22 protein-coding genes are annotated in these 25,590 nt (G+C 57.3%); 5 read left to right on the top strand and 17 right to left on the bottom strand.

Annotated features, from left to right (window positions below):
- Positions 1 to 82: 82 nt before the first annotated feature.
- Positions 83 to 790 carry a queuosine precursor transporter gene (locus MKX51_RS05085; protein ID WP_076081866.1) on the bottom strand — a complete coding sequence of 236 codons (708 nt, stop codon included), beginning with the start codon at positions 788 to 790 and terminating at the stop codon, positions 83 to 85.
- A gap of 302 nt (positions 791 to 1,092) precedes the next feature.
- On the opposite strand from MKX51_RS05085, the gene MKX51_RS05080 reads away from it, so the two are divergent.
- A complete protein-coding gene (locus MKX51_RS05080) occupies positions 1,093 to 2,781 on the top strand; it encodes a methyl-accepting chemotaxis protein (RefSeq protein WP_340943359.1) in 1,689 nt (562 codons plus the stop codon).
- Positions 2,782 to 3,250: 469 nt separating this feature from the next.
- Here MKX51_RS05080 and MKX51_RS05075 read toward each other — a convergent pair whose 3' ends face one another.
- From MKX51_RS05075 to cobD, 12 genes are all read right to left on the bottom strand, one after another.
- The gene (locus tag MKX51_RS05075) at positions 3,251 to 3,577 is read right to left on the bottom strand and encodes a YnfA family protein (RefSeq protein WP_340943361.1); all 327 of its coding nucleotides are present in this window, start codon (positions 3,575 to 3,577) and stop codon (positions 3,251 to 3,253) included.
- A gap of 2 nt (positions 3,578 to 3,579) precedes the next feature.
- A complete protein-coding gene (locus MKX51_RS05070; protein ID WP_445322058.1) occupies positions 3,580 to 5,211 on the bottom strand; it encodes a cobyric acid synthase in 1,632 nt (543 codons plus the stop codon).
- A 907-nt stretch (positions 5,212 to 6,118) separates the two neighbouring features.
- On the bottom strand, positions 6,119 to 6,931 hold the full coding sequence (gene cobS / locus MKX51_RS05065) for an adenosylcobinamide-GDP ribazoletransferase (protein ID WP_340991429.1): 813 nt from the start codon (positions 6,929 to 6,931) through the stop codon (positions 6,119 to 6,121).
- Complete coding sequence (gene cobU, locus MKX51_RS05060) at positions 6,928 to 7,491, bottom strand: bifunctional adenosylcobinamide kinase/adenosylcobinamide-phosphate guanylyltransferase (protein WP_340943366.1); 564 nt, start codon at positions 7,489 to 7,491, stop codon at positions 6,928 to 6,930. The genes cobS and cobU overlap by 4 nt, the downstream gene beginning before the upstream one ends.
- A complete protein-coding gene (gene cobT, locus MKX51_RS05055) occupies positions 7,488 to 8,549 on the bottom strand; it encodes a nicotinate-nucleotide--dimethylbenzimidazole phosphoribosyltransferase (protein WP_340943367.1) in 1,062 nt (353 codons plus the stop codon). The genes cobU and cobT overlap by 4 nt, the downstream gene beginning before the upstream one ends.
- An 810-nt stretch (positions 8,550 to 9,359) precedes the next feature.
- Positions 9,360 to 10,616, bottom strand: coding sequence for a pyridoxal phosphate-dependent aminotransferase (locus MKX51_RS05050; protein ID WP_340991428.1), 1,257 nt, complete (start codon positions 10,614 to 10,616; stop codon positions 9,360 to 9,362).
- Positions 10,613 to 11,674, bottom strand: coding sequence for a D-alanine--D-alanine ligase (locus MKX51_RS05045; protein ID WP_340943369.1), 1,062 nt, complete (start codon positions 11,672 to 11,674; stop codon positions 10,613 to 10,615). Before MKX51_RS05045 ends, MKX51_RS05050 begins: the two co-directional genes overlap by 4 nt.
- Before the next feature lie 9 nt (positions 11,675 to 11,683).
- A complete protein-coding gene (locus MKX51_RS05040; RefSeq protein WP_340991427.1) occupies positions 11,684 to 13,147 on the bottom strand; it encodes an aminotransferase-like domain-containing protein in 1,464 nt (487 codons plus the stop codon).
- A gap of 313 nt (positions 13,148 to 13,460) precedes the next feature.
- On the bottom strand, positions 13,461 to 14,180 hold the full coding sequence (locus tag MKX51_RS05035) for a histidine phosphatase family protein (protein WP_340991425.1): 720 nt from the start codon (positions 14,178 to 14,180) through the stop codon (positions 13,461 to 13,463).
- A gap of 6 nt (positions 14,181 to 14,186) precedes the next feature.
- Positions 14,187 to 15,152, bottom strand: a complete 966-nt coding sequence (gene cbiB / locus MKX51_RS05030; RefSeq protein WP_340991424.1) for an adenosylcobinamide-phosphate synthase CbiB — start codon at positions 15,150 to 15,152, stop codon at positions 14,187 to 14,189.
- 40 nt (positions 15,153 to 15,192) lie between these two features.
- Positions 15,193 to 16,170, bottom strand: a complete 978-nt coding sequence (locus MKX51_RS05025) for an adenosylcobinamide amidohydrolase (RefSeq protein ID WP_340991423.1) — start codon at positions 16,168 to 16,170, stop codon at positions 15,193 to 15,195.
- A gap of 74 nt (positions 16,171 to 16,244) precedes the next feature.
- Positions 16,245 to 17,336 carry a threonine-phosphate decarboxylase CobD gene (cobD, locus tag MKX51_RS05020; RefSeq protein ID WP_340991422.1) on the bottom strand — a complete coding sequence of 364 codons (1,092 nt, stop codon included), beginning with the start codon at positions 17,334 to 17,336 and terminating at the stop codon, positions 16,245 to 16,247.
- Positions 17,337 to 17,639: 303 nt separating this feature from the next.
- Here cobD and MKX51_RS05015 point away from each other — a divergent pair, with 303 nt between their 5' ends.
- The gene (locus MKX51_RS05015) at positions 17,640 to 18,644 is read left to right on the top strand and encodes a lipoate--protein ligase (RefSeq protein WP_340943377.1); all 1,005 of its coding nucleotides are present in this window, start codon (positions 17,640 to 17,642) and stop codon (positions 18,642 to 18,644) included.
- A gap of 108 nt (positions 18,645 to 18,752) precedes the next feature.
- On the opposite strand, the gene MKX51_RS05010 is transcribed toward MKX51_RS05015, so the two are convergent.
- The gene (locus tag MKX51_RS05010) at positions 18,753 to 19,463 is read right to left on the bottom strand and encodes a metal-dependent hydrolase (protein ID WP_076082502.1); all 711 of its coding nucleotides are present in this window, start codon (positions 19,461 to 19,463) and stop codon (positions 18,753 to 18,755) included.
- A gap of 231 nt (positions 19,464 to 19,694) precedes the next feature.
- Between MKX51_RS05010 and MKX51_RS05005 the strand changes: the two genes are divergently transcribed.
- The 3 genes from MKX51_RS05005 to MKX51_RS04995 all read left to right on the top strand — a co-directional run bounded on the left by MKX51_RS05005 (position 19,695) and on the right by MKX51_RS04995 (position 22,115).
- On the top strand, positions 19,695 to 20,606 hold the full coding sequence (locus MKX51_RS05005; RefSeq protein ID WP_340991421.1) for a DMT family transporter: 912 nt from the start codon (positions 19,695 to 19,697) through the stop codon (positions 20,604 to 20,606).
- 141 nt (positions 20,607 to 20,747) lie between these two features.
- Positions 20,748 to 21,560, top strand: a complete 813-nt coding sequence (locus MKX51_RS05000; protein ID WP_340991420.1) for a Cof-type HAD-IIB family hydrolase — start codon at positions 20,748 to 20,750, stop codon at positions 21,558 to 21,560.
- Between the two features lie 198 nt (positions 21,561 to 21,758).
- A complete protein-coding gene (locus MKX51_RS04995) occupies positions 21,759 to 22,115 on the top strand; it encodes a hypothetical protein (RefSeq protein ID WP_340991419.1) in 357 nt (118 codons plus the stop codon).
- A 4-nt stretch (positions 22,116 to 22,119) separates the two neighbouring features.
- Here MKX51_RS04995 and MKX51_RS04990 read toward each other — a convergent pair whose 3' ends face one another.
- The 3 genes from MKX51_RS04990 to MKX51_RS04980 all read right to left on the bottom strand — a co-directional run bounded on the left by MKX51_RS04990 (position 22,120) and on the right by MKX51_RS04980 (position 25,477).
- Complete coding sequence (locus MKX51_RS04990) at positions 22,120 to 23,883, bottom strand: ABC transporter ATP-binding protein (protein ID WP_340991418.1); 1,764 nt, start codon at positions 23,881 to 23,883, stop codon at positions 22,120 to 22,122.
- Positions 23,884 to 24,257: 374 nt separating this feature from the next.
- Positions 24,258 to 24,605: a VOC family protein gene (locus tag MKX51_RS04985; protein ID WP_340995506.1), complete on the bottom strand. Its 348-nt coding sequence runs from the start codon at positions 24,603 to 24,605 to the stop codon at positions 24,258 to 24,260.
- A gap of 89 nt (positions 24,606 to 24,694) precedes the next feature.
- Positions 24,695 to 25,477 carry an MBL fold metallo-hydrolase gene (locus MKX51_RS04980; protein ID WP_340991417.1) on the bottom strand — a complete coding sequence of 261 codons (783 nt, stop codon included), beginning with the start codon at positions 25,475 to 25,477 and terminating at the stop codon, positions 24,695 to 24,697.
- Between the last annotated feature and the right edge of the window lie 113 nt (positions 25,478 to 25,590).

The raw sequence follows: 25,590 nt of genomic DNA, 5'->3' as shown, positions 1-25,590 counted from the left end.
GCGCGAGCCCACTATACATCACGGCACACAAAAGCCCCAGCTCCCGGATCTTCGGGGGCTGGGGCTTTAATCATCTGGAGGCTTAGTCCCGGCTAACAGGCTTCTGCTCTTCTTCGGCAAATTTGAAGGAACGGCCCAGATAGAGCACCGGCGTGCCGGCGGCCGTGAGGATGAACTTGGACAGGTAGGTGGTCAGCAGAATCTCGGTCCACACCTTCATGTCATAGGTTCCGGCAAAAGCAATCGTGCAGAAGATCAGCGTATCAACAAAGGAGCTGATCATCGTGCTGCCGTTCGAGCGGATCCATAGCTGCTTAGAGCTGCCGTAATATTTTCGTATCCAGGCGTAGAGCCGTACATCCAGGAACTGGCTGATAAAATAAGCGGTCAGACTGCCCAGCGCCAGTCTCGGCATCAGGCCGAATATCGTCTGCAGCGCGGATTGGGCAATGTCCGTCTCCTGCGGCTTGAACACCAGCACCATCTGCATAATGACGGTCGTCATCAGCAGCGTGAAAAAGCCGAACCACACAGCGCTCCGCGCTTCAGCCCGGCCGTACCGCTCATTGAGCAGGTCACTGGTCATATAAAGCGTGACATACATCGTATTGCCCAGCGTCATCACGATGTCGAACGGCATCGCAATGGTCTTGGCGACCTGGATATTAGCGACTACGGTCGCCATGCCGACCCAGGCGTAGAGCCCTTTTTTACCGAATAAGCGGTAGCACAGCAGAAAAAAACCAAAATTAACGACGACAAAACAAACGCCCCACAACAAATTAAACATAATGCCTGGTATTCCTCCTAGTTTTGGTTACGCGGGATGGTTACGAACCGCGGATCGCAGTAGTCATGAAAACAAAACATTATTACTTTATCACATGCAAAGCTAACATGCTATGAAATTTTAAATTTTCAGAAAAACGGCATTTCTTTGCATCTTTTTGGCGAAATGGTGATAGAGTCATTAAATATTCAGTTATTTCTGAAAATAATGCAGCATATTGCAAATTTTCACTATTCAACCGGAGGTTAATTCTATAGAATAATGAGATTAAGATGCATTTCACGTAAAAAGGAGCGAATGCCATGTTTGGCTTCAAAAAATCAATTAGTCGCAAGTTTACGCTGTTGCTGTTCGTCGTTCTGCTACTCACTTCTCTTACGTTGAGTATCAGCTTCTACATTATATCTATCGGCACCATTAACAGCTATGTCATTCCGCAGATCGACAAGTCTCTGACTGCCGCCGCCCAGGATACCTATAAGAACCTGAATGCTACCAGTGCGCAGCAGACCCTGAACAAGAACGAGCAGGCCAGGACCAATGTCGAATTCTATTTGGAGGACAAGCGTAAAAAGCTGGATGTGGATACCCTTTTCCTCATCAATCTGAAGGATGGCCAGGCCACTGTCCTGACTGCAGATCATGGCGCCAAGCTCCAGCCGGATGAAGCCATCGAAGTATCCCCTGCCATGGAGCAGGCCTCCAAAGGAAAGACAGGGCTTAGTGAAATTTATAGTGATAGCCACGGTATACATAAAAGTGCCTATGTCGGCGTTCCCGGAACGACCATGATTGTAGCCGCAAGCGCAGATATGGACTTCGTCCAAGACAAAATGAGCAGCATCCTGTGGACAAGCGCAGGAATCACCCTGCTGGCGCTGGTGGTAGGCGTCACTGCCGCTGGCTTCATGAGCCGCAGAATCACCCGTCCGATCTCCAAGCTTGCAGCCTACAGCAACAAGCTGGCGGGCGGCGACTTCACCGAAGCGCTCACGCTTAAGGGTACCGATGAAGTCGGACAGCTCTCCGAGAGCTTCCGCATCATGAGTGAGCGCCTGAAGGAGATGATCGGACATGTGCTGGATACCTCCGGGACCGTAGTGGCCGATTCCAATGATCTGAAGACGCGTGTCCAGATCCTTAATGAGATGGCTGAACATTCAGCGGCCTCTGTGGAGGAGATCGGCAAGGGCAGCACCATGATCGCCAGCAGTGCCATGGATAACTCCCGCGCGATGGATGAGATCAATATGGGCATCCAGCATATTGCCTCCGCCGCCGGTGAGGTCACCGAGCAGATCAGCGAGGCGTCCACCGAAGCCCAGAGCGGCAATGATATTGCCCAGAGTGCAGTGGAGCAGATGCGCCAGGTAGAGCAGGCCTCCGAACAGTCGCTGGAGCAGTTCCGCTTGATGAACGAACGCTCGCTGATGATCGGTGAGGTCGTGCAGGGCATTACCGAGATTACCAAGCAGATTCAGATGCTGTCGCTGAATGCTTCCATTGAGGCTGCCCGTGCCGGGGAGCATGGCCGCGGATTCGCTGTGGTGGCCGGTGAAGTGCGCAAGCTGTCCGAGCAGTCTAAGGAATCCAATGAGCAGATCCGCGAATTCCTGCTGAGTCTGCAGGAGGATATGAACCAGTCCGTATCTGAAATGAATCATGTCAACGCTGAAGTGGCCTCCGGGATGAACAAGGTAGTCGAAGCCGGCAATGCCTTCAACCACCTGCTGATCCTCATTCAGAGCATCAATCACAGCATCCAGTCCGTCTCTGCCGCAACCCAGCAGATCTCGGCAGGCACCGAGGAAGTCAGTGCCTCTGTAGAAGAAACGGCGCAGATTACCGCCAAGTCGCAGCAGAACGCAGACACGCTTGCCGGCAACTCGGCACGCCAGCATGAAGAGCTGGAGGGCCACGCCCTAACTGTCGAGCACCTCTACCAGCAGGCCGTGAAGCTGCAGAAGGCCGCTCAGCAGTTTAAGATTTGAGGGGCTGAGACAACAGTTACGTGGAGATAGAGGGAGCGCTTATAGTGTGAATTGATTTTCAAACGCTATCTTGTTTAGTGGAAGGGAGTGCTGGGACTATTGGGGGGTCCTGCGACCTCTGTGAATGCTGCTGCCGTTAGCGTGATGCAGGATTTAGTTGGATAAATGTATCTTAATTCGGCAATTTTGGAACGTTAGAGGATTTTAGTTGGAAAAGTGTAACTTATATTCGGATGAATTCTCTTTTTTCGGTAATTCCAGCTTTTTCAAGTGCCTTTTTTCCAACTATTGCTTGGTAAGGTGCCGGTGGTGCATGAACAAGTGCCGAAAATCCAACTATTTTTGACGCTGATACTGATGCTGATACAGAGCTTGAAGATCCGCCGGACCAGCTAATACAATAGAAAAGCAGTTCCCGAGGCGATGCGGCCTTTGGAACTGCTTTTTTTGGAAAAGTGAAGGTTGTTGCTCAGTGCCTTGGCGCCCATAAAATTACGGATACCCCGATGACGCAGATGCCCGCTCCGACCCAGTCGTAGAGATCCGGCGTCTTGCGGTCCACCAGCCAGCCCCATAGTACAGCCAGCACGATGAATACTCCGCCATAAGCGGCGTATACCCGGCCAAACGAAGGGAACTTCTGCAGGGTCGGGATGATGCCATAGGCGATCAGGATAACCGAGCCTGTTAATCCGTACCATAACGGGCGCGATTCCCGCAGCCAGAGCCAGACGAGGTATCCGCCGCCGATCTCGGCGAGACCAGCTACGACAAACAGCAGCACGGCAAGCAGCATCGCTATTCTCCCCCTCCCGGCAGGCCCATGATTGCATATACCGCAGCCATATTCAAATGGGACGCTACGGCATCTGCCAGCCGGTCGAATTCCTGCTCACGAAGTGCAGCCGCCGAGAAGGTGGCGCTTAGCGGTGCCAGTCCCTTGGAGCTACGCAGTCCGTTCAGCCAGCTCAGGCGCAGGGCATCGTTATGGAACAGCCCGTGCAGATAGCTGCCCCAGACTCTGCCGTCCCGGGTTCCCCAACCCTCCGGCACAGCCTGTCCTTCCGGTCCGGCCAGCGTAAACAGGCTGAGTACAGAAGACGGATCGTGGTTCGTGGTTGTTCCCATATGTATCTCATACCCGGCAACAGGCAATGCTTCCGGTGTTACACCAGTGGCTGTGGTGCTTAACCGCAGGGGGTGATCCGCAGCCATTCCGCCGCTCACCCGCACCGTAGTCTTGTGCTGGAGAAAAGCTGTCGAGAGCGGCAGATAGCCCAGCCCCTCGCTCTCTCCCGGCTCCGCACTCTCTACGGCATGGGGATCTAGCAGCTTCAAGCCCAGCATCTGATACCCGCCGCAGATTCCGGCAAGCTGTTGCGTTCCCCGCTCCAGCGCACGCTCGATTGCAGCAGGGAAACCCTGCTCGCGCAGATAGTGCAGGTCAGCAGCGGTGTTCTTCGTGCCCGGCAGGATAATTACATCGGGCGTTCCCAGCTCATCTGCCGACTGCACGTAGCGTAAGACGGTATCCGGCTCCTCCTCCAGCGGATCGAAGTCGGTGAAGTTGGAGATCCGCGGATAACGGATGACCGCGATATCAAGCTCCTTCGCGGACTCCTCCCGCTGGCGGCGGGACGTTCCTTCCAGTACTACGGAATCCTCTGCCTCAATCCGCAGCTGCGGCAGGAACGGCAGCACTCCCAGCACCGGAATGCCTGTCCGCTCCTCCAGCCAGTCCAGTCCGGGCTGTAACAGGGAGACATCCCCGCGGAATTTATTGATGATGATGCCCTTGACCCGGGCGCGTTCATGCGGTTCCAGCAGCTCCAGGGTGCCGACGATGAAGGCGAAGACGCCGCCCCGGTCAATGTCGGCGACCAGCAGCACCGGCGCATCTGCCCAGCCGGCCAGATTCATATTGACGATATCCCGGCTCTTAAGATTGATCTCCGCCGGACTGCCCGCACCTTCCATCAGCACAATATCATAAGCCTCCCGCAGCCTCCCGAGCGCATCCATTACGGTGTCCTTAGCTTCGGGAAGGAACTTCTCGCGGTATTCCCTCGCGCTGAGGGCGGCATGCGGCACCCCGTGCACGACAATCTGCGCACTCATCTCCCCGGAGGGCTTCAGCAGAATTGGATTCATATCGCTGGTAGCCGTAATACCGAAGGCTTCCGCCTGCATCCCCTGGGCACGGCCGATTTCCTTGCCGTCCGCTGTGACATAGGAATTCAGCGCCATATTCTGCGACTTGAACGGGGCCGTCCGGTAGCCGTCCCGGGTCATAATCCGCCCGATGGCGGCGGTGACCAGGCTTTTGCCGACATCGGAGGCCGTCCCCTGGATCATCAGCACGGCGCCGGGCCGCCGCAGCCCGGCTTCCGCTGCCCGGGCTGCGCTTGTGTGTGCGGCTGTATCTTCCATGTTCATCTTCCTCGCTTTCTTGCTGCTCCCGGCGCTTGGCGGCGGTGCAGGTGTTGGTCGCCGGGCGTGCTGCGGCGTATAGGTGTAGGGCTGGCGCAGCCGGTTCTTGCGCCGGCGAAGCGGCGCACATGGGCTGGACGCCGCAACTAGGACCACTGGTACAGCACCTGCTCATGTATTCGGTGTTTCGCATACATCGGGGCCCTTACCTTCGCGCCAGCACATTGTGTTCGGATTTCCGCATACATCCAGGCCGCGCACACCTCTACCTGCAAATTGTATGCTGTTTTTCGTATACATTCGGGCTACAAACACCCCAACCTCCAAATTGTATGCTGTTTTTCGCATACATTCGGGCTACAAACACCCCAAACTCCAAATTGTATGCTGTTTTTCGCATACATTCGAGCCACAAATACCCCAACCTGCAAATTGTATGCTGTAATTCGCATACATTGGCCCAAGGATTTCACATCTAGTCCTTTTAGGGTTCATCATGCCCACCCGCAAGTGTAAATCTGATTATGCATTAGTAATCATCAGATTTATACTTGTGAGCACCGCTTTAACTTATCGCTGGCTGCGAATTCGCCGTGCCCCGGTTAGGGTGCATGGGTGGCTTAATTGCAATTTGTACAACTAAATCGCCTTGTCTGCCGCCGAATCTCCGGTTAGCTGCATTTCGTGCAATTAAACCGCCTCTATATCTCGATTTTCGCCCATTCAGGCAAATTTAGTTGTATAGACTACAGTTAGAAGAAGACTGCCTGCCGTTTCATTGTTTTTAGTTGCACAGAATACATGTATCACTGATTGTTCGCTACGAACGCGGCGCGAAGCGGCGCATAAATGCTGCGTAGGCACGGCGCATCATTCAGAGGGACACGGGCAGTTGCCGCGCAGCCCGCTAAGGTAAGCTGTGCTGGACCAGCACCAGCACAAGCAGGACCACCGTCTCCAGCAGTTCGCCCAGCGCGCCGTAGACGTCGCCGGTGAGCCCGCCGAGCCGGCTGCCAATCCGCCGCGCCGCGAGCCGGCCGCAGGCCGCCGCAGCCAGCGGCGCCAGGATGGCCGCAGCCGCCAGCAGCGGCCAGGCCCCGCTGCCCGCGCCCAGCGCCAGAGGCGCAGCGGCAGCGGCCAGCGTCAGCAGTGCGGCGCTCAGGCCCGCGCGCCGCTCCTGCCGGGCAGGCAGCCCGCCGAAGGTGGCGGCCAGCCCTTCATTGCCGCGGGCCAGGGGATAGCGGGCCATCGCCCGCACCATGTACCAGCGGCCCCAGACCGGCGGCAGCAGGAGCAGCGGCAGCAGGCTGAAGCTGCCGCCTTCGAGCCATGCCGCCAGCAGCGAGGCCTTCAGCAGCAGGAGCAGCACGCAGGCCAGCACACCCATAGCGCCGACACGGCTGTCCTTCATGATCTCCAGCATCCGCTCCCTGGAGCGGTAGCTGAGCAGCGCATCGGCGCTGTCCATCCAGCCGTCCAAATGCAGCCCGCCGGTCAGCCCCACCCACAGGATGAGGGTGACGACAGCGGCAGGCCAAGCCGGCAGCAGCCAGCCTGCCGCTGCGGCACCGAGCGCCGTGCTAAGGCCGATGGCTGCCCCGACGAGCGGATAATAGACCACGCTCGCGCGCAGCAGCTCCGGCGAGAACTCCCCGCTGCTTCTAACCGGAAACCGCGTCAGGAACTGAAACGCAGCCGCGGCATTTCCCCGCGCACTCACAGAAGATACTCCCGGCTTCTCAGCTCAACCGGGATTCCGGCGGTAACAAGAAATACCTGCCCGCACCGGGCAGCAAGCCGGGCGTTCATCCTTCCGGCCAGATCACGGTACAGCCGGCCCAACGGATACTCCGGCACAATGCCGCCGCCGACCTCATTGGTAACCAGGATCAGCGTGCCCTCGAAGCCGGAGACGGCTTGCTCCAGTTCGGCAATTGCAGCCTCTGCTAATTCCTGCCTGTCGCTCTTCTCCTCCACAGCCAGCAGCTGATTCGACAGCCAGAGCGTGAGACAGTCCACCAGCACAGTCTGGCCGCTGCCGGAGAGCTGCTCCAGCAGCGCTGCGAGCTTAAGCGGCTCCTCCAGTGTCTCCCACTGGAAGCCGTCCGCGTCCGCCTGCCGCTGCTGCCGGTGCAACGCAATCCGCGCTTCCATCTCCGCATCAAAAGCCTGTCCGGTTGCCACATAGACCGCCTGCCGCGAGTCAGCCAGCTTGCGGGTCAGACGCTCGGCGAAGCCGCTTTTGCCGCTGCGTGCCCCGCCTGTGACCAGAATGCTCATACGCTCTCCGATCCGGAGACGCCCGCACTCTCGAAGGTTGCCATCTCACGCATAATCCGGCAGACCGCTTCGATGAAATGCAGACACAGCGCGCCCCCGGTGCCTTCGCCCAGCCGCAGGCCCATATCAATCAGCGCTTCCAGACCGAGGCGGTCCAGCATCAGCTTATGCCCCTGCTCACCAGAGACATGGGAAGCGATCATGTAAGCTGTAGATTCCGGCGCCAGTGCCCGGGCGATCAGGGCTGCCGCCCCGGAGATGAAGCCGTCCAGAATGACCGGAATCCGCAGGGCCGCCGCTCCGAGAATCAGCCCGGCCAGCCCGGCAATCTCAAGCCCCCCGACCTTAGCGAGCACATCAACCGGATCTGCAGGGTCGGGGTTATTCACCTGGAGGGCACGTTCGATTACCGAGATTTTGTGCTGGAGCCGCTCATCGTTAATGCCTGTCCCCCGTCCAGCCGCCGTCTCTGCCGGAATGCCTTCGAGTGCGCACAAGACCGCCGCACTGGCTGTCGTATTCCCGATGCCCATCTCCCCGGTAATAAAAATCTCCGTTCCGTTCTTCACCGCCTCCTGCGCCACATGAACTCCGGCCAGAATCGCGCGCAGCGCATCCTCCCGGCTCATCGCCGGGCCTGCTGCCATATTGTCTGTGCCCCGGCGGACCTTACGGTTAATCAGCTGCGGATGCTTGATATCGCCGTTAATCCCGATGTCCACGAACTGCACCTCTGCACCGCCCTGGCGGGCCAGCACATTCACAGCCGCCCCGCCGCTGAGGAAGTTATAGGCCATCTGCATGGTGACCTCCTGCGGAAAAGCACTGACGCCTTCACAGCAGACCCCATGGTCTGCGGCCATAACCACTACCGTTCGTTTGCTGTAACAGGGCTGCTCTACTTTGGAGATTCCGGCCAGCCGGACAGCCAGCGCCTCCAGCCGCCCGAGGCTTCCGGGCGGCTTGGTCAGACTGTTCAGGCGGAGTACCGCGCGCAGCGTAGCTTTTTCGTCAGGCGGGGCGATCCGTCCGGTTACTTCTTGAATGGCTGAGATCATTAATAATGCCTCCTATTAGATAGTGCGGAAGCGGACTCCCGCTGCAAGAATACATCTGTGTCTGCTGATCAGGTTACGTTGAAGTTGTGTAACACTCGTTGAAGTTAAATTCGCAAGTATTGCAGGTCATGCCGCTCATTAGCGCACTGAAGAGTATAAGCCTGTATAAGAAGGAAAATTTAGTCCAATTGCTGCCATGGAGTTGGTGCAGTGTATAAGCATGCACTGTAAAAGTTGCAGGGTGCGGGTGTGCGGGGTGGTGGAGTGGTGCGGCGTGTGGCAGGTCAAGTTAGCTGAAATCAAGTGCACTAATACCCCTCATTCGACCGCCTAGCCCCATTTCGCTGAAATCAGGTGCACTAATACCCCTCATTCGACCGCCTGGCCCCATTTCGCCGAAATCAGGTGCACTTGTGCACCTCATTTGACCGCCTAGCCCCATTTCAGCAAATTCAGGTGCACTTATGCACCTCAGCACTGTAGGATCAAAGGGATTTCCTCCTCCCATCTCCTTCACCAGCCTACTTTCCACCACAATCAAAGGGATTTCTCCCTCTCTTTGCTCCCCCGCCTGCTTTGCTATCTCCTGCCAGCTTACATCCCGCCATAATTACCTAGTTACCTGCCAACCGTCTCTCCGCCCGACAACTTCCAGCACCATCCAGCTCCCACTGGCCCCCCAACCTCCCCCTAATACAAGCCCAAAAGCCCCCCTCCAAATGAAGAAGGGGGCTTCCTGATCCGGCGGCGGGCCGGAATGCTGTTACAATATCCCTATTTCTTCCTTTAAGGATTATAGGTGATATGAAATCATCTTACAATTACATTTTTACCTTCAACACTATGCAGCATTGTCACCCTCATGAAATCTTCGAGCCGCTCCAGCGCTTCGGTCAGCTTCGCCGTAGAAGCGGCGTAGGAGCAGCGGATATAGCCTTCCCCTCCGGCTCCGAACACATGGCCCGGCACCACGGCAACCCCTGCCTCCTGAAGCAGGCGCATGGCGAACTCTTCTGACCCGAGCCCGGTGCGGCTGATTGAAGCGAAGGCATAGAAGGCCCCCTGCGGCATATGGCAGGACAATCCGGCGGAACGCAGGCCCTCCACCAGCAGCGAGCGTCGTTCTTTGAAGCATGCCTTCATCCGTTCCATATCCGGCAACGCACTGCGCAGGGCTTCGGCAGCAGCAATCTGTCCCGGTACAGGGGCGCACATGGCGGTGTATTGATGGATTTTGAGCATGGCCGAGAGCAGCTCACGGTTTCCGCAGGCATAACCCACCCGCCAGCCCGTCATGGCAAAAGCCTTCGAGAACCCGCTGATCACCACCGTCCGCTCCTGCATCCCGGGCAGGGAAGCGATGCTCACATGCTTGCTGTCGTAGGTCAGCTCGGCATAGATCTCATCGGAAATGACGATCAGGCCCAGCTCCTTCACCACTTCAGCCACAGGCAGCCAGTCTTCATAAGTCATAACCGCCCCCGTAGGATTGCTTGGAAAATTCACCATCAGCAGCTTCGTACGCGGCGTTACCGCCTTACGCAGTGCTTCGGCAGTGAGCTTAAACCCTTCCTCCACCTTCGTCTCCACCGGTGCCAGTGTCCCGCCGTTCAGGTAGGCGATAGGCGCGTAAGCAACATAACCCGGAGAAGGAATCAGAATCTCATCCCCGGGAGCCACGAAGGCCCGCAGCGCCAGATCCACCGCTTCACTGCTGCCCACCGTAACCAAGATCTCATCCGCAGGATCGTAACGCAATCCGAAGCCGGTCTGCATATAGCCCGCAATCTCCTCCCGCAGCTCCGGCAGTCCGCTGTTAGAGGTGTACCCCGTCTCCCCGCGATCCAGCGCACGGATGCAGGCAGCCCGAACCTGCGCGGGTGTTGCGAAGTCCGGCTCGCCTACTCCCAATGAGATAATATCGTTGTTACCCGCAGCCAGATCAAAAAAAGCCCGGATGCCCGAAGGCGGAATCTCTTGTAACCGCGGATTAATGATAAGACTGTGCTGAGGGCTGTTGCTTCTAGCCGCAGGCAGGACGGCATTGTCCCTTCTCACCGTGTTCATAGCCTGACACCTCCATATTCTACAGTCTGCGCTTGAGGGGGTTGATGGGTATGATTGGCTTGCTGCGCCTCCTTAACCTGCCCCTTCTGCTTCATTCCAGCATCCATAGCCATCCGCGCTCCCTCTCCAGATGCACCTTGCAGCCCCCCGCGCTCCCGCAGTGATCTGGTAATAATCTCATCCAGCAGGCTGCTGAAGTCCATCCCGGCTGCCGCTGCACTCTGGGGCAACAGACTGGTTGCTGTCATTCCGGGCAAGGTGTTCACCTCCAGCACATAAGGGATGCCATCCTTCAACAGCATATCCACCCGTGCATACACTGCGCATTTGAGCGCCCGGTAGCTGGTTAACGCCGCCGTCTGCACCTGTTCCTGCAACGCATCCGGCAACCGGATGATCCGCTCCTCCGCGCCGCCACGCTCGTATTTAGCCTCATAATCGAACCAGTCCGCACTCAGCGATTGGATGCCGATGACCGGCAGCATTTCTCCCCCCAGGATAGAGCAGGTAATCTCCTGTCCCGGGATATAGTGTTCAATGAGCACAGAGCCTTCTTCAGCGCAGGCAAAAGCCTTCTCAACCGCGCCCGCCAGCTCCTGCGGATGATTCACCTTGGTCATGCCGATGCTGGACCCGCCGGAATTCGGCTTCACCATCACCGGATAACCGAGCCGCTGCACGGCTTCCGGGGCATATTCGTCCATGCTGTCCCAGCACAGCCAATCGGGTGTGGGGATGCTTTTACTGCGGATGACCGTCTTGGCCAGCCCTTTATCCATACATAAGCTGCTTGCGAGCACCCCGCTCCCGGAATACGGAATTCCGAGCGTCTCCAGGGCTCCCTGCACCGTACCATCTTCCCCGTAGGCCCCATGCAGGGCAAGCAGCGCGAAGTCCAGTCCCGCTACCCGTTCCAGCAGCTCTTTGCGCGAGGTAATGTGTACCGGAACCGCTGTGTATTTTGCCGGATCAAGCGCCTTCAGCATCTCCCTGCCGGTCTTCAGCGATACCTCATATTCGGACGACACCCCGCCCATAATAACCCCTACTCTAAGCATATCCGCACCTCATTCTCCCATGATTTGCCGTGCTGTCTTCCCGATGATTGCAATGCCACTCATGATATCTTCATCCTCCACCCTGGAGAAGCCCAGCCGCAGCGTGTTCTGCCCTGCACCGTCGGTGAAGAAGATGTCTCCCGCCGTAAAAATAACCCCCTGCGCATGGCAAGCCGCCAGCAATTCCCTTGTGTTGAAGCCTTCCGCGAACGTTACGAACAGATGCAGCCCCCCATCACCCGACAAGGTGGCATATGGAATATGCTCCTTACAGCAGGCCAGGGTCAGCTCGTATTTGCGTTTATACTCCAGCCGGGCTTTTTTGAGATACTTCTCCAGATTGCCGCCCAGCAGATATTGATACAGAATGGACTGGTCCAGCGTCGAGGTATGAATGGTCCGCGCCCGCTTGACGCTCTCCAGATAATAGATCAGCTCCTGATCCGCCAGCACCCAGCCCACCCGCAGCCCGGGGAACAGAACCTTGGAAAAGCTGCCGAGATACACCACGCCGTTCCCGCCGCCCGCCGCCGCAATTAACGGAGCCACATGGGCGCCGGAATACCGCAGCTCCTCGTTGAACCCGTCCTCAATCACCGGCACGTTGTAGTCCTGCATCAGCTTCATCAGCCCTTGTCTTTTCTCGGGAGACATGACGATGCCGGTGGGATTATGGTAGGAGGGAACCAGATAAGCACAGTCGTATTGCTGCGCCTCCAGCGCCTGCTTCAGCTCCCCGAGGTGGATGCCGTCCCGCTCCATCGTGACTCCGTGAATTCCGAAGCCGTGCAGCCTCAGATTCTTGATCGCCGTATGATGCGTCGGATTCTCGCAGACCACTGTGCCGTGACGCTTGCCGAGAGCCGACAGCACCAGGTCGAAGCCCTCTGTGAACCCGTTCGTAATCAGCAGATCCTTGCCGCGCAGATCTACTCCTTTATGCTCCATATATTGTTTGAGATAGTCTATTAATGGCTTATAGCCTTTGGCATATCCATAATTCAGCAGAACATTGCCCTCTACGGACATACGCTCCAGGAACGCTCTACGCACATGGTCCAGATCGAAGAGACGCTCATCCGGGGCGATGCTGGTAAAAGAAATCGTGCCCTTCTCCGCGCGTATCCCCCGCTTCATAATGTCCAGCTCCTCCGCGAGCAGCGCCTGGCTGCTGAGCCGCTCTGTCCAGTCCATGCTCCAGGTTGCCGCTTCCGGTTCACCCTGCCCCGCTGCTGCGCCCTGTGCGACGTAACTGCCCTGGCCCTGTACGGTATAGGCGAAGCCATCGTCTTCCAGACCTTCATAAGCGGAGATTACCGAGTTCCGGCTGACCTTCAGCAAGGTGCTCAGCTCACGTGTCGAGGGCAGCTTCTGCCCGCCTTGGAGCGCGCTTTTGATGATGAGATGCTTCATGTAATCCTTCACCTGGATCGATACCGGACGCCCGGCAATGAGCTTGAAATCCTTAAACATCCTGTGATCGCCTCCATAGCTATCATGGCACAGACTTTGCCGTAAAAAAAGAACCACCGCCCCGGGATTTTCTTCCGGGCGTGGTTCTGTGGGTGAGCTCAAGACACCATTCGGGCGCCCCCGTGAGGGTTCTATTGTATTTTGTACAGTCAGATTAAAGTATATTGGCCCTATTTCGTGTTCTGCTGCATTATGTACATCAGAAATTTGGATTTTGCCTATTATGGGGGCAATTGCTGATATTCTGTTGCAGGAAATACAGCAGAACGGGTTTTGGCACGTTTTTTAGATCAATCTGATGTACATAGTGCAATCACCCGTCAGCATTCTCCGCTGCCATCCGCCAGCTTCCTCCAACCTTCCGCAGATGCAGGACTGTAATCTCACCTGGAGCTGGTGCTACAGCGGTATAGAAGGTCATGTCTTCGATGATCTGCGCCAGCAGCTGCCGGATGACACCGCCGTGGGTCACCAGTAATATACGAGATACTTCGGGAGCCTGCGCCTCCCACTGAAGCTGCGTCCAGAAATGATCAACCCGGGCGGCGAATTCCTCCCACGCCTCCCCTCCCGGCGGCGTGGCCGACCCGGGGTTGTCAATCCAGCTCCGGTACAGCGCATGATCCTTAAGTTGCTCATACGTGCAGCCTTCCCACGCCCCGAAGTCCATCTCCCGCAGCCGGGAATCATAGATGGCCTGCGGCATCAGGTGCGGAACCAAGGCTGCCAGAGTCTCTCTGCATCGGCACAGGTCGCTGCAATAGACACGGCGGAATTCCCCGGTGAGCGGCGGCTGTGTCCGGAGCTCCTTCAACCGCTCCGCCTCCCCCGGCATAAGCGGCACATCGGTCCTCCCCAGATAACGCCGTTCCTGATTCCACTGCGTATAGCCATGGCGGACTAACACCACCTCAAGCTCCGGCTGCGCAGGCTGGGTCAGAAGCGACTGTATCCCCTGCAACTTTTGAGCTTCCTCCGCATTCTGGTCAACCGGAGAAGAATCCCCCGCCCCTCCTGCTTGAACTCTCTCCATTCCGCTTTAGCCCCCGATCCCGTGCCATAGCAGGGCAACGGCTGCACAGATGCAGACAAATATTGCGGATGACCACATCATCATCCGCGAGGTCACAATAATATCCTCCGGCTCCATCGTCCGCAGCGGATCACCCATGTACGCGCGGAAGGAGACGATGCCATGGTATACATTCTCGCCGCCCAGCCGGATGCCGAGGGCCCCGGCAACTGCCGATTCCGGGTAGCCGCTGTTCGGACTGGGATGAAGGCGGGCATCCCGGCGCACGGTGCGCCAGCATCTCCGCCAGTCCAGCCGCAGAAGCGCAGCACATAAGGTTAAGAGCAGCGCGGTCAACCGTGCCGGTATGTAGTTGGCGACATCGTCCAAGCGGGCCGATGCCCAGCCGAGGTCGCGGTATTTCTCGTTCTTGTAGCCGACCATGGAATCCAGCGTGTTCACCGCACGGTAAGCCATGGCCAGCGGCGACCCGCCCAGCAGGGCGAAGAACAGCGGCGAGATGATCGCATCGACGATATTCTCCGCAACCGTCTCCACCGTACCGCGCACAATCTCCGGGCTGTCCAGATGAGCCGTATCCCGGCCTACGATCATCCCCAGCGCCCGGCGTGCGGCGGGAATATCCCCAGAACGCAGCTCGGCGTATACGGCCATACCTGCATCCTTCAATCCCTTGGAGGCGATGGTGGTCGAGATCAGCCAGACTTCGGCAAGCCCGGCAAGCCAGGGAGACAGGCGGGCGAGCAACACAACAAGCAGCGCGGTCAGCGCCCAAGCGCCGCCCGCCACCAGCAGCGGAAGAAGAATACCGGCACGCTTCAGAGCACTGGGAGCTGCGGCGAAGCGGCGAATCCCCCGCTCCAGAGCACTAATGACCTTCCCTATGTAAATAACCGGATGGGGCAGGCTGTGCGGATCACCAACCACCCGGTCCACAATATAAGCAGAGAGCAGGATGATAGCAAGCTTCACCTTTGCTCACCCCGCCGCTCTGTATAGCAGTCCGTGTTCATCATTCCCGGCCGCCATCCTGAGAGACACGGGGCTGTGGAGAATGTGATGCCTGTAACGCTCCCGCGTCTACTCCGTGCTCAACATGTGACACTTCCGCGTCTACTTCTCGCGCAGCCTGCGATTCTTCCGCGTGTACCCCGTGCACAGCTCGTAACGACTCCGCGTCTACTCCTCGCGCAGCCTGCGATGCTTCCGCCTCTGCTCTACTCATGGATTTCGCTGCTTCCACTGAGCGCAGGCTCTCCGTCACCGCGCTGTACACCAGTCTGCCGATGGCTCCGCCGAGGTCAGTCGCCGTTCCGGCATACACATGCTCCGCAGCATAGCGGCGGCTCCCGCTCACCGCAATCACAATGGCATCCGTAGTGGTTCCCGTTGCGCCAAGCCCATTCTCGGAATCCGTGATTCCGAGGTCTGCCAGCGCCGCAGCCTTCGCTTCCGTGGCCGTCATCACAGCATTGACCATGGCCGACTGGGACAGCCAGCCATCGATGCCGAGCATAATATTGATTGTGCCCGGACGGTAGGCCGTCAGCACACTGCGCACCGACCCGGCCCGGGCCGCGTTGCCCGCCGCCGCTGTTACGCAGCAGAATATGCCCGCTGATCCCGTATCCTCCTCGGCAACAGCAGCGTGCTCCAGCGGAACGGCCGTCATTAGCCCGGCGCAGCCTTCCAGCGGGTAGCCCCACTCCTGAAGCTTGTTTTCAAGATCCTGCACCGGATTGCTGCACTCGTAGTCCCGGCTGACGTATTGGTTCACCGCACGCTTCAGACGTCCCACGCCTCCGCCATATACCGCACTTGATATACTGTCCGCTTCAGCCGGAAATTCCAGCAGCAGATGGCCTTCCCGCCATTCCAGCGTCAGCCCGGGCCACACCTTACTGCGGTACGTCTTCTCCCCGTCTTCGGCCTTAAAGGGCAGCTTTACCTTCGCTACCTTCGCTTCCTGCACTTCCTTTGCTTCCTTCATATCCTTCGCTCCTCTCCGTTCGCTCCCATTAGCCCTATTCGCGCGCTCGCAGCCTGCACTGCCGCCGTTCTTGCTCACATCCCCGCCCGCAGCAGCTCCCCCATCTGCCGCAGCAGACGGTCGTTGTCCGCACGGCCCTTGACCGCGACGCGGATGTGTCCCGGCTCAAGGCCGGGGTACATCGCGCAGCTGCGGACGAGGATGCCACCCGCACCCAAGCGCTGCTGCATCTCCTGCGCGCTCCACGGAGCGGGCAGCCGCAGCAGCAGGAAGTTCGCTTCGCCCGGCGGCACGCCGCAGCCGAGCTCAAGCAAGCCCTCCCGCAGCCGCTGCCGCTCAGCTGCGATCAGCGCACGCGTCTCCTGCCTGTAGCCGTCGCCGCAGCGCAGGCAGGCTTCCCCGGCCAGCAGCGCCAGGCCGTTCACGCTCCAGGTCACCTGCTTGCCGGTCATGGCTGCGGCAAGCGCCGGATGCGCGGCAGTGAAGCCCAGCCGCAGCCCCGGAATGGCAAAGAACTTCGTCATCGAGCGCACCAGCACCGTATGACGGTAAGCCCCCAGCTCCGGCAGCAGGGATTGCCGGTCCGCCTCCGGGATGAAGTCGATGAACGCTTCATCCACCGCCAGTACCGTCCCGCAGGCCTCTGCCTGCTGCGCGAGCTGCCGCAGCTCGTCCAGCGGATACTGGACGCCGTTCGGATTATTCGGCTGGCCGAGGAACAGCAGATCGACCTGCTCCAGCAGGGCGGAGACGCTGTCCACGGCAGCCCGGTAATCCATCCGGCTGGTCCCCTGAACGGACAAGACCTCCGCGCCGAACTGCTCCGCGAGCTGGCGGTACTCGGAGAAGCACGGCTCCACGATGCCCACCCGGCGCGGAGCCACCGCCAGCAGCAGCAGCGCCATCGACTCTGCCGCCCCGTTCGCCACGGTAATCCACTCCGTGCCGAGACCCAGCTCCTCCGCCAGCAGCGCCTTGAGCCTGCGGTGGCCCGGATCAGGGTAAGCGGTGACCGCTGCGCCCGCATCCCGCAGCTGCGCCAGCACGCCCGGCGGCGGCCCCAGCGGGTTAATATTGGCGCTGAAATCCAGAAATCCGCCGCTGCTGTCCCCGTATAACTCGGCTGCGGTCAGCAGATCACCGCCGTGGCCGTATTTTTCAAGCATAGGTACACTCCCTTTACGTTACATCTGTCTCCCAATTATTGGCCTAAGGGCGGAAGTACGTCAACGTCATATTGCCTATGCATCCGGTCTTGAACCCGTAAACTTTCTATACATGCCGCACCTGTTCATGCTGCACACGCACTCATCAATCGTTTCTATCCGCCACACGCGCCAGTTAACCCTATTCCCTCATCCTATCCGCCAATAGCCCCTCCCCCGCCGTTCCCCCCTTTTTTGAAGAAATCTCTCTTTTAGTTTAGAATAAGTACAGCAGTTTACTATGGTCACGCGGAGGAATCACGAATGCTTTTTATCGATAATACCGGAATTACAGACGCATCGATCAATCTCGCCATTGAGGAGTTTGCGCTCAAAAACCTGCCGATGGACGAGAGCTACCTGCTCTTCTATATCAACAGCCCGTCAATCATTATTGGCAAGCATCAGAATACGATTGAGGAGATCAACCAGGAGTACGTGAAGGAGCACAATATCCAGGTCGTTCGGCGGTTGTCCGGCGGCGGCGCGGTGTATCATGATCTCGGCAACCTCAACTTCAGCTTCATTACCAAGGATGACGGCCAGTCCTTCCATAACTTCCTGAAATTCACCCAGCCGGTCATCGACTATCTGCAATCTATGGGCGTGAACGCCGAGCTGAGCGGACGCAATGATCTTCAGGTCGGGGAGCAGAAAATCTCCGGCAACGCCCAGTTCTCCACACGCGGACGCATGTTCAGCCACGGCACCCTGATGTTCGATCTGAATCTGGATGATGTCCAGGCTTCCCTGAACGTGAATCCCGAGAAGTTCAAGTCGAAGAGCACCAAGTCCGTGCGCAGCCGTGTCGCCAATATCAAGGAGCTGCTGGGCAATCCTGACATGACGATTGAACAATTCCGTGAGGGCCTGCTGCGCTCAATCTTCGGCATGGAAGCCTCCGAGGTTCCGCAGTACAAGCTGACCATGGACGACTGGGTGCGGATCAATGAAATCTCCAAGGAGCATTACCAGAATTGGGACTGGAACTATGGTCTGTCGCCGAAGAGCAACGTGAAGCACACCCGCAAATTCCCGGCAGGGCTCGTGGATATCCGCATGGATATTGAAGATTCGGTCATCCGGGAGATCAAAATCTACGGCGACTTCTTCGGCGTCGGCGATGTGGCAGATGTGGAGAATGCGCTGCGCGGCAAGCGTTATGAGGAAGCCGAGGTCCGCCAGGCGCTGGCTGATCTCGATCTGAAGCATTACTTCGGCCGTATTGAGCCGGAGGATTTCATCGGACTTGTGTTTCTTGAGGAATAGCTTTATAGCAAGTCGAATTTTATATTTTAAAAAGAACCCCGCTAACCTGCCGCATCCTGCGCAGAGCTAGTGGGGTTCTTTGCCTCCGTATGCTTGCCGGGTTCGCTGCTATACAAGCACGAACACATACAACACCAGCGCCAGCGTAAGCATCACGCATACTTTCTCCACCGCGTTGCCCTTCTTCGTGCCGGTGCTCATCAGCTTCAGCCGCAGCTTGAAGGGAATCGGAGGCAGCGGGGTGATCCCGCGCTGGGTCAGGGAGTCGGCGAGCAAATGCAGTCCGTAGGACAGGCTCCCGGCAATCCACAGACTGCCGCCGTCATTCATGTCAAGGGAGACGAAGTACAGCAGCGCGCCCCATCCGGCAACGGCATATAGCGTATGCGTGATTCCCCGGTGAGGAACTATGGAAGCAACGACCAGCACACAGGCGGCGATATAGTTCCATGGATCATAAGCATCGGCAAAAGCAAACAAGGCCAGCGCAATCAGCAGCATCACCAGATGCCGCAGCCTGCGGCTGGGCAGGAAGGATACGCTGCCCACCAGCAGCGCCAGTGCGATATTCCAGGGCGGCTCCGCTATCCCGGCAAAATAAAGATAAATGCCCGCTCCAATCAGCGCTACCTGCAGAATACGCAGCAAAAACTCCGGCACGGCCTTGCGTACCAGCATGGAATTCGGCTCGTCGATATCGGGCAGCAGCGAGCTGACCACAGCGACGGCAACAGCCGGAAGGGTAATAGCATGCCCTAGCAGGCTCATGGCGGACAGGGTAACCCCGGTGCTGATAACTAAATGGGATTTGCCCATCATGGTGAATCCGCTCCTTAGATGAAAGTATAAATGCTTCTGGATGTCCCGAAATAAGAACAGGTGTGCGGTTACCGAAGTATACCAAGGCTTTCCTTTTTTGTCCAGCTTGTATGTAGTTTCCAGGCTATTCACGCCCACGGGGCCAAGGATGCCGCAGAGTTTCGGCTTGTCCTGCCCCCTGTTTTAGGATACAATTTGGACAACTCAACTGGCCCTGAAAGGATGAACCCTGTGAATCGCTCCCGAATCGCCGATCTAAGTCTGCTACTGGTGGCGATGATGTGGGGATGCACGTTTCTGATCGTGCAGTCCGCCGTACGGGTGCTGCCGCCGCTTGCCTTTAACAGCATCCGGTTTACAGGTGCCGCCGTGCTGCTGGCCTTGATTACCGCTGTCTTCTACCGCCAGGAATGGCGCAAGCTAAGCTTGCGCATGGTGATGCATGCCCTGCTGCTGGGCCTCTTCCTGTTCCTTGGCTACGGCTTCCAGACCGTGGGGCTGCTGTACACCACCACCTCCAACACGGGATTTATCACCGGGCTGTCGGTGGTGCTGGTCCCGTTCCTGTCTCTGGCACTGCTGAAGACGGCCATCTCCAGATATACCTGGGTGAGTGCCGGGCTTGCAGCGGGGGGCTTGTATCTGCTGACCTTTACCGGCTCTGCCTTCTCCCTGAATAAGGGCGATGGCCTGATTCTGCTCTGCGCCGTGGCTTTTGCGCTGCAGATCGCGTATACCGGCAGATACGCACCGCGTTATCCGGCCCTGCCGCTGGCGGCGCTTCAGCTCGGCTTCGTAGGCCTGCTCAGCATCGCCGCCTCCCTGCTTGTGGACGGAAGCGGCCCGCTGCTGCATAGCGGAGAGCTGCTCCGCCAGCCGGAGGTGCTCTCTGCTATGCTGATCTCCATCGGCCCGACCAGCGCCTTCGCCTTCTGGATTCAGACGGCTTGCCAGAAGTACACCACCCCGTCCAGGGTGGCGATCATCTATGCCATGGAGCCGGTGTTCGCTGCCGTCACCGGCCTGCTCTTCGGCGGAGAGACGCTGGGCGTATCCGCGCTGCTCGGCTGCGGCTGCATTCTGGCCGCTATGCTGCTGGCAGAGCTCAGCCCCGCGCCGTCCGGGACGCAGGCGGAGGGCTGAGCCGGAGTCCGCGGCCCCTTTTGCCAGACTTCACGTTAATAAGTTCCATTGCTACAGACAGAGAGCCGTGCTTCCGCTACCCTTCCTATAGAGGATTCAGCGGACAGCCGGACTACTAACCACGCTTAGGAGAGAACCCAAATGTACAAATTGATTGCCATCGATATTGACGACACCCTGATTAACGACGATAAGGAAGTTACCCCGGCCACGCAGACCGCGCTGGAGCAGGCTGTAGCCGCAGGCGTTGTGGTCACCCTCGCTACCGGACGCGCTTATGCTTCCGCTCAGGCGATTGCCCGCCAGACCGGACTGAATGTGCCAATCATCACCTATCAGGGAGCGCTGGTGAAGAACCTGCTCGATGAAGAGGTCCTGTATGAGCGTTATGTGCCGCAGGACGCGGTGCGCAAGCTTTTCCAATATTGTGTAGAGCATGATCTGCACCTGCAGACTTATATTGACGACAAGCTGTACGCCCGGGAAGAGAACCAGAAGCTGATTGACTATTCGACTCTGAACGGAACGCAGTACTATATCGAGCCGGACTGGGAAGCCAAGCTGGTTCCGCAAAAAACACCAAAAATGCTCATTATCGACGATCCCGACTTCCTCGATGAGCTGTCCCCGATCCTGCGCAGCCTGCTCGGCGATTCGGTTCATATCACGAAGTCCAAGCCGCATTTCCTGGAGATTATGCATCATGAAGGCACCAAGGGTCTGGCCCTGGAATTCCTGGCTGCACACTTTGGCTGCGAGCTGTCCGAGACGATGGCTGTCGGCGATTCCTGGAATGATCATGAGATGCTTGAAGCTGCGGGTCTCGGTGTAGCAATGGCGAATGCCATTCCTGCGCTGAAGGAAATCGCTGATTTCGTTACACTTAGCAACAATGAGGACGGCGTGAAATACGCCATTGATAAGTTCATTCTTAACGCAGGTCAAGAAGCATAAGCTGCTGCAACAACAGCAGAACATCTTATGCTAAATAACCCCACAAAGTGGGGCTTTAGCTTCGATGTATATTCAGGTACTTTGCGGGGACCCCAGAACATCTAAATTATCTTTCCAAAAAAGGGTGGCCCCCCGCAGGTTCATGGTACGAACTGCGGTGCGCCACCCTTGAATACTAAATAGAGAGGAAGATCCTTCATGGAAGAGATATCAAATGAGGAACAACTGCAATCCATAGCCTCGATGCAATCGACCATCCGTAAGCTTGAGAGCGCCCTAACCCAGATGACAAGCAGCGGCTCCAATACGACTCTGGTCCAGAAACGCTTGAATGCCATGCAGATCGGGTTAGCTGTTCTGGACAACGTCTGGAATCAGAAGCCGCTCTCTTATACCCCTGCCGAGCTGGCAGAAGCCCGCCATGTTCTGCTCGGGTTAACCCCATCCGTAGAATCCAGTTATGCCAAGTCTAAGGCCGGCAGCCCGCAGCGGACGCTTCTTGAAAGAAGACTCCAGGCGCTGGGACAGGTGATCCAGGCCATGGATAGTTTTTAGCAGGCTAGACTATAGGGGCTAACAATTCCTCCGCCGCCTCCTGCTCAAGCTGTGAATGATACAGATCCGAGTACCGCCCCTCCGCCGCAAGCAGCTCCTCATGTCCGCCCCGCTCCACAATCTCCCCGTTCTCCATCACCAGGATGACATCGGCATTCTGGATGGTCGAGAGCCGGTGGGCAATCACAAGCGTTGTCTTATCCTTCATCAGCTTACGGATCGCCTGCTGGACCATTCGCTCCGACTCATTGTCGAGGGCAGCCGTAGCTTCATCCAGCAGCAGAATCGGTGCATCCTTAAGCATCGCTCTGGCAATGGACAGCCGCTGCCTCTGACCGCCGGACAACCGGGAGCCATGCTCGCCAATGTCCGTGTGTATGCCTTCCGGCAGCTCCGTCACGAACTCGTACGCATTCGCCTGCCGCAGCGCCTCAACAATCTCCTCGTCTGACACACCGGGCTTGCCGCTCTCGATATTGTCCCGGATGCTCCCGGAATATAGGCCCGACTCCTGAGGCACATAGGCAAAGTAGCTACGAAGCTCTGCCAGCGGTATTCCGCTGATCGGACGGCCGTTGATCGCAGCCTCACCTGCATCCGTCTGGTAGAAGCCCAGCAGCAGCTTGAACAAGGTGGATTTCCCGCCGCCGCTCGGACCTACTACGGCCATTTGCTGGCCGCGTGCCAGCTCCAGACTGACCTTGTTAAGGCTCTGCTTCTCACTGCCCGGATAGCTAAATGACACCTCTGCGAGCCGAAGCTCCCCGAACCCCGGCAGCTCCGCCCGGACCTCAGGCAGCACCTCAACCTCAGCAGGCGCATCCATCACCTCGAAGATCCGCTCCGCCGCACCCAGCGACTGCTGCATGGAAGCGACCAGGCCCGGCAGAGACGAGAACGGCCCAACCAGATAATTCATCAGCTGAATGAAGGCAATCATCGCCCCGACCTCAAGCCGTCCATTCGCCACGAACCACCCGGCAATCACCAGAGCCAGCAGGAAGGTCAGATTCCCCAGCAAGGAGGAGATCGCTCCGGTTGCCCCTTCGATTCTCGCTTTCTTTTTCTCCCCTGAGGCAATATCCTCACTGTAGCCCACATATTGCTTCTGCAGCCTGCGCTCCATGGAGAATGCCTTGAACACCATACTGCTGCCCAGAATATCGTTCAGAAAAGCCGTAGTCCGGCTCATACTTTCCTGCACCCGCACACTGTTGATGCGCATCGCATTGCCGAAGATTTTACCGGTCAGGAACAGCAGCGGCCCGATGGACAGGCAGATCAGCGCCAGCAGCCAGTTAATATAGAGCAGATAACCGAAGGAGGCTATCGCCAGCAGCGGGTTGCGCAGCAGATCCAGCATCACCTGCCCGCAGGCTTCTCCGACCGATTGATTGTCATTCGTGAACCGGGACAACAAATCACCGGAATGATTGCGGTCGAAATAAGACTGCGGCAAGGCCAGCGTATGCCCCATCATGTCCTGACGCAGCTCATTTCTGATTTTGGCCGATACATTGGTCTTGAGATACGCACTGACGAAGGTATTCAATCCCGTGACCAGCAAGAATAGAATCCCGAACCAGGTAAGCCCCTTGAACGCTTCCACATCAAGACGTACAGCTGCATCCGTAATCCTGGCCAGGAACCAGGCCATGGTCAGATCCAGCACAATACTAAATAACGTCACCAAGAGCAGTACAGCATAGATTAGCTTATGTCTTAGCATATATGTACTTAATCTGGCAAAAGCACCTTTCTTCTTCACATCATCAGCTCCCCTTTAGAATTCCGCACCCCGTACCTTGGCATATACCTTGCAGTCATGGAGTTCCCCGTCCGACTCACGGGTGCTTTTGCGGAGAATACCATCCCCACCGGCACATCGTTATAGTATAGTACCTCCTTCCCTTTTTGAAAATAAAGAAAAATACGCATCATATACATAAAAATGGAAGTCGGGCTCGTAGTGGGCTCACTCTCTGCGGCTCCAATGCCTATAGTTTACTAGCCCCCTGGCAAGGGACCCAGCGCCGGGGGGCGGATTCCCGGATCGGTCTTGGGAATGAAAAGCATAATAAAAACTCCCCATACAGCAGCAGTAATCAAACCTGTCTGCTCTATGAGGAGCGTATTTCGGCATTATTTCTCCCAAAGCTCAACCAGCCGCCCGTCAGGGTCTGTAATCCAAACAAATTGTCCGAATTCGCTGCTCTCTTTGTTCTTGGCAAGCGGTACGCCTATCTGCTCCAGATGCTTGATAACCTCGTCCAGATCATGGACCTGGAAATTCAACATCATCTGTTGCTCTGCCGGGAAATAAGGATCATCCTCAGTGAAGAAGGACAAGATCGTCTCATTGCCTGACCCGGGTCTGATTACAGTCCCGTTCCAACTGTCAATTTCAAGCTTCAGTGCCTCACTGTACCATTTCTTCACCGCTTCAAGATTTCCGGTTCTCCAGAAAATTCCTCCGAAACCTTTGATCATCACAACCAGCTCCTCCCGGGAATCGAACTCACTGCTTCAAATTGCACATACCCTAAGTGACACACACAAGTCCCGGACTACTATGCTGCTCAGATCTCCTCCCGGCACAGCGGAAGCCTCATGCCCGTAACGGCCAGCGTAACCTTCTCCGGCAGAATATAATCCTTGTCCAGATTGATATCATGCGACATATGCGTGTATACCGCACGGCTCGGCTGAACGGTCTCCAGCAGATCGGCGGCTTCGGTCATATCATACACAGAGCGGGTAGACAACTCAGCTGCCTCGTAATAAAAGCTGGTTCCCAGCACCAGCAGGTCCGCTCCATGCATCTGCCTGGTTTCCTCCGTGGTCAGAGAGATCGAGTCCGGGCAGTACACCCAGACATATTCCTCCTTCTCCAGCCTGTAGGCATAGGAGTAACCATTCTTGCCATGGTTCACCCGCCATGTGCTAATCTGCCAGCCATCCAGCGTAATGCCGTCATCGCAAGGGATCATGTCGATATGCCCGGTAAGCCACGGGTATTGCCGCTGGATGACGGGAATGACCTCCGCCGGAGCGTACAGCTCTCCCCGGAAGCCCATCCAGCGGCAGCTGTCCGCCCATTCCGGCAGCCCGCCAATATGATCGAAATGCGCATGTGTCACGAGCAGACGCTTCATGGTGCGGTGCCCCTGCAGCTCCATCTGCCGCCGCCAGTCCGGTCCGCAGTCAATCGCCAGGAAGCCGCTGCCGTTATCTATAAGCACAGAAGAACGCAGGCGGTTATTGCGCCCGGTGGTTCTTGCTTCCGTACAGGTCTCACAATCACAGTAGACCCGGGGGACGCCCATGGCATCCCCTGTTCCGAGGAACACTAATGTATCCATATGCATGCCCACCTCATCGTCTTTTTTCTCGAATATCCGTCAGTTCATTATAGAACAGCAGCCGGCCCTTTGCATACTGGCCCATAAGAACGGCAAAAAGCCGTCCTTCAGCC

The sequence above is a fragment of the Paenibacillus sp. FSL M7-0420 genome (genome assembly GCF_038002345.1).
Classification (GTDB): Bacteria; Bacillota; Bacilli; order Paenibacillales; family Paenibacillaceae; genus Paenibacillus_AQ.
This window is presented reverse-complemented; position numbering and strand designations above follow the sequence as displayed.